The following is a 5,427-nucleotide window of genomic DNA, read 5'->3' as shown; positions in this document are numbered from 1 at the left end:
TCTCGGCCAGTTCACCCTTGTCGAAAGGCGGGTTCCTGTCGACTTCGCAGAACTGCGGCTTGTCCGCCGGAATGTGCGAGCTGCCCAGCAGCGGGGTCAGGTCCAGGTATTGCTGGCGCTCGGTGTCGCCTGGCAGCACGTCGAGCAGGTCGGTACGGCCGATCAGCTCGCCAAGGCTGCGTACGCCCAGCTTGGCCAGCCACTCACGGGTTTCTTCGGCGACGAAGGTGAAGAAGTTGATCACCATGTCGACGGTGCCGATGTAGTGGTCCTTGCGCAGTTTGTCGTTCTGCGTGGCTACACCGGTGGCGCAGTTGTTCAGGTGGCAGATGCGCAGGTACTTGCAGCCCAGGGCGATCATCGGCGCGGTGCCAAAGCCAAAGCTTTCGGCGCCGAGGATGGCTGCCTTGATCACGTCCAGGCCGGTTTTCAGGCCGCCGTCGGTCTGTACCCGTACCTTGCCGCGCAGGTCGTTGCCACGCAGGGTCTGGTGGGTTTCAGCCAGGCCGAGCTCCCACGGGGCGCCGGCGTACTTGATCGAGGTCAGCGGCGACGCGCCGGTACCACCATCGTAACCGGAAATGGTGATCAGGTCGGCATAGGCCTTGGCGACGCCAGCGGCGATGGTGCCGACGCCGGCTTCTGCCACCAGCTTGACCGAAACCAGGGCCTGCGGGTTGACCTGCTTGAGGTCGTAGATCAGCTGGGCCAGGTCTTCGATCGAGTAGATGTCGTGGTGCGGCGGTGGCGAAATCAGGGTCACGCCTGGTACCGCATAGCGCAGCTTGGCGATCAGGCCGTTGACCTTGCCGCCTGGCAGCTGGCCGCCCTCACCGGGCTTGGCGCCTTGGGCAACCTTGATCTGCAGCACCTCGGCGTTGACCAGGTATTCCGGGGTCACGCCAAAGCGGCCGGTGGCCACCTGCTTGATCTTCGAGCTGCGAATGGTGCCGTAGCGCGACGGGTCTTCACCGCCCTCGCCGGAGTTGGAGCGCGCGCCCAGGCGGTTCATCGCCTCGGCCAGGGCTTCGTGGGCTTCTGGCGACAGTGCACCCAGCGAGATACCGGCGGAGTCGAAGCGCTTGAGGATGGCGTCCAGCGGCTCGATCTGCTCCAGCGGCAGCGGCTGGTCGGCAACTTTCACCTTCAGCAGGTCGCGGATCATCGACACCGGGCGCTGGTCGACCAGCGTGGTGTATTCCTTGAACTTGGCGTAGTCGCCCTGTTGCACGGCGGCTTGCAGGGTATTCACCACGTCCGGGTTGTAGGCGTGGTACTCGCCACCGTGAACAAACTTCAGCAGGCCACCTTGCTGGATCGGCTTGCGCGCGCTCCAGGCTTCGGCAGCCAGCAGCTTCTGGTCGCTTTCCAGGTCTTCAAAGCGTGCACCCTTGATGCGGCTGGATACACCCTTGAAGCTCAGGCCAACCACTTCTTCGGCCAGGCCAATGGCTTCGAACAGCTGCGCACCACGGTACGAGGCGATGGTGGAGATGCCCATCTTCGACAGGATCTTCAGCAGGCCCTTGGAGATACCCTTGCGGTAGTACTTGAAGACTTCGTCCAGATCGCCCAGCACTTCGCCGGTGCGGATCAGGTCGGCCAGCACTTCATAAGCCAGGTACGGGTAAACGGCCGAAGCACCGAAGCCCAGCAGCACGGCAAAGTGGTGCGGGTCACGGGCGGTGGCGGTTTCCACCAGGATGTTACTGTCGCAACGCAGGCCCTTTTCGGTCAGGCGGTGGTGCACCGCACCCACGGCCAGCGAGGCGTGCACCGGCAGTTTGCCCGGGGCAATGTAGCGGTCGCTCAGCACCAGCTGGGTCTTGCCGGCGCGCACGGCTTCTTCGGCCTGGTCGGCGATGTTGCGGATGGCCGCTTCCAGGCCCACGCTCTGTTCATAGTTGAGGTCGATCAGCTGGCGCTCGAAGCCTTCGCGCTCCAGGTTCATCAGCGAGCGCCACTTGGCGGGCGAAATGACCGGCGAGCTGAGGATTACCCGCGAAGCGTGCTCCGGGGACTCCTGGAAGATATTGCGCTCGGCGCCCAGGCAGATTTCCAGCGACATCACGATCGCTTCGCGCAGCGGGTCGATCGGCGGGTTGGTCACCTGCGCGAACTGCTGGCGGAAGAAGTCGTACGGCGAACGCACGCGCTGCGACAGAACCGCCATCGGCGTGTCGTCACCCATAGAGCCGACCGCTTCCTGGCCCTGTTCGCCCAGTGGGCGCAGCACCTGGTCACGCTCTTCAAACGTGACCTGGAACATTTTCATGTATTGCTTGAGCTGGTCAGCGTCGTAGCTGGCCGCGCCTTGGTCATCGGTCAGCGTCGCCTGGATGCGCGTGGCGTGCTGACGCAGCCAGCGTTTGTACGGGTGGCGCGACTTCAGGCGGTTGTCGATGGCGTCGGTGTCGAGAATTTGCCCGGTTTCGGTGTCCACGGCAAGGATCTGGCCCGGGCCGACACGGCCTTTGGCCAGAACGTCCTCGGGCTGGTAACCCCATACGCCGATTTCCGAGGCGATGGTGATGTAGCCATTGGTGGTAGTCACCCAGCGCGCCGGGCGCAGGCCGTTGCGGTCGAGCAGGCACACCGCGTGGCGGCCTTCGGTCATGACGATACCGGCCGGGCCATCCCACGGTTCCATGTGCATGGAGTTGTATTCGTAGAAGGCGCGCAGGTCGGCGTCCATGGTCTCGACGTTCTGCCAGGCTGGCGGTACCAGCATGCGCACGCCGCGGAACAGGTCGATGCCGCCGGTGACCATCAGCTCGAGCATGTTGTCCATGCTGGAGGAGTCGGAACCGACGCGGTTGACCAGCGGGCCGAGCTCTTCGAGGTCGGGGATCTGGTCGTTGGCGAACTTGGTGCGACGGGCCATGGCCCAGTTGCGGTTGCCGGTAATGGTGTTGATCTCGCCGTTGTGGGCGAGAAAGCGGAACGGCTGCGCCAGCGGCCATTTCGGCAAGGTATTGGTGGAGAAGCGCTGGTGGAACACGCAGATCGCGGTCTGCAGGCGCGGGTCATCCAGATCAGGGTAAAACGCCGCGAGATCGCGCGGCATCATCAGGCCTTTGTAGATGATGGTCTTGTGCGAGAAGCTGCAGATGTAATGGTCGGCGTCGTGGGCGTTGGCCACGGACGAACGGCGACGCGCACTGAACAGCTTGATGGCGAATTCCTGGTCGCTCAGGCCTTCACCGCCGATGAACACCTGCTCGATCTGCGGCAGGCGCTCCAGGGCCAGACGGCCGAGCACGCTGGTGTCGATCGGCACCTTGCGCCAGCCGACCAGCTTCAGGCCGGCCGCGAGGATTTCGCGGTCCATGTTGGCGCGGGCAGCTTCGGCTTTGACCGGGTCCTGGTTGAAGAACACCATGCCAACGGCGTACTGCTTTGGCAGCTCGACGGCGAAGTGTTCCTGGGCCACGGCACGCAGGAATTGATCGGGCTTCTGCATCAGCAGACCGCAACCGTCACCGGTCTTGCCGTCGGCGTTGATACCGCCGCGGTGGGTCATGCAAGTCAGGGCCTGCATGGCGGTTTGCAGAAGGTGGTGGCTCGGTTCGCCCGTCATATGGGCGATCAGGCCAAAACCACAGTTGTCCTTGAATTCTTCGGGATGGTACAGACCTGTTTTCATAGACACATTCTCACCAGGTTCACCTCTCAACGGAGGTAAATCTCTTTTTTAACAACCACTTACCATCCACGCCGATCAAACGCCAGCTTTTTTGCGGTGGTCATGGAAAACCATTGTTGCACAGCGACAGCGATGCCCACAAATTTTCATGTCTCACCATTGAAAATTTATGTCGCAATTTTGAATGTTTTTGCGCCATGCGCCGTGATACGGCTTGGCCGGAGTCTGAAGCGTTTCAGCCATGACTGCAACTAGGGGCTTGTGGCCGGCAGTCCGGGACAGAAAAGCCTGCCGCGCTCAGGCGCAGCAGGCTAGACGAAAAGTCAGTTATCGCTCAGCAACTGGGCGGCGGGGTGTTGCCGCCCGGCAGGTATCAGCGGGCCGAGGCCAGCTCTTGTTGGACGCTGGCGACGGTACGTGGCCAAGGTTTACCAGCCTGGACCTTCGCTGGCAAGTTCTTGATTGCCGCAACCGCAGCGTCACGGTTGGCGAAGCTGCCGTAAGTGACGACGTACAGGGGCTTGCCCTGCAGGTTTTTCTTGAAGTAGCGATAGTCGCCACCCTGGGCCTTGACGAACGCCTGGGCCGAAGCCTCGGAGCTGGTACCCAGGATTTGCACCACGTAGTTGCCTGGTTTCTGCCCGGAGTACCAACCACCGCCAGCGCTGCCAGTGGCCGCTGGTTTCTCGGCAGGCTTGGCAGCTGCGACCTGGGCCGGCGCTGGCGCAGGCTTGGCAGGCGCAACCGGCTTGGCAGGCTGGGTTGCGACCGGTTTTGGCGCAGGCGCAACCGGACGTGGCTGGGCAGGGGCCGTGGCAATCGGCTGCGCAGGCGCAGGCGCCGGGCCGGCTGGTACACCTTGAGGCGGTGCGATGGTGGTAACGGTCGGCGGCGGGTTGCCAGGCTGCAGGGCCGTATCGCCAGCCGGGCTGCCTTCTTCACCCTCACCCATGCCTGCGGCCTGGGCCAACGGTTCGCGCATCACCGGTTGCGACTGGCCCCCCAGCGGCAGGGGCGTCGGCTGGGACGAGCCGGAGAATTCGATGGCAGCGCCAGGCTTGCCTTCGCCGAGCGGCAGCTGGGCCTGGGCGGGCGCTTCGGCAGGTGGCTTGTCGCCTTTCTTGGGCATCAATACCGCAGCCGCAACGGCGACCACAACCACAGCGGACAGTGCGAGCACATGTTTTTTAGGCATCTTGAACCCCATGGATGGTCGCTTGGCCGTCGAGCGGCTGGCGATCATGGCTTCGATCAAAGTGTCACGGGCGACCTGGTTGATGTTGCCAGGCCAGCCGTCGGAGTTTTCATGGATATCGACGATCTGTTCACGGCTGAACACCTCGATGCCCCGGCCAGCCCCTTCCAGGCGCTGTTCCAGGTACTCGCGGGTCTCTTCTTCACTGTAGGGGGCAAGCTCGATGATGTGGAAACGTTCTTCCTCGACATCGAGTTCGTCCAACCCGGCAATCAGTGATGGCTCACCGAACAGGAACACGTGCGGTCGCCCTTCTGGCACGCCCGCTGCCAACTCCAGCAACGCTTGGAGTGCCGACTCGTCGAGTTGTTCCGCATCGTCCACCAGCAAATACACTTCCTGCCCGGTCAATGCCAGCTGCACGACCTTGGACAGGATCGCCTGCATTTCAGCCTGGGCCACATCCAGCTCCTGCGCGACCTGCGCAAGCACGCTGCCGGCATCGCTGGCACTACGGGCGGACACCACCACACTCTGCACGGTCTGCTTGTTGGTGCTGGCCACCAGGGCCTGGCGCAGCAGCGAC

At 63.2% G+C, this 5,427-nt stretch carries 1 protein-coding gene and 1 pseudogene; both read right to left on the bottom strand.

All coding sequences use genetic code 11. From position 1 onward, the window contains the following. Positions 1-3,589: pseudogene (gene gltB, locus HP547_RS19505) on the bottom strand (glutamate synthase large subunit); the annotation flags it as partial. 430 nt (positions 3,590-4,019) lie between these two features. Next, on the bottom strand, positions 4,020-5,427 hold a 1,408-nt coding region (locus HP547_RS19500; protein ID WP_172287118.1), incomplete at its 5' end, for an SPOR domain-containing protein.

The organism is Pseudomonas sp. CM27, assembly GCF_013179515.1.
Lineage (GTDB): Bacteria > Pseudomonadota > Gammaproteobacteria > Pseudomonadales > Pseudomonadaceae > Aquipseudomonas.
The sequence above is the reverse complement of the archived record's forward strand: the minus strand, read 5'-3'. Positions and strand labels throughout refer to the sequence as shown.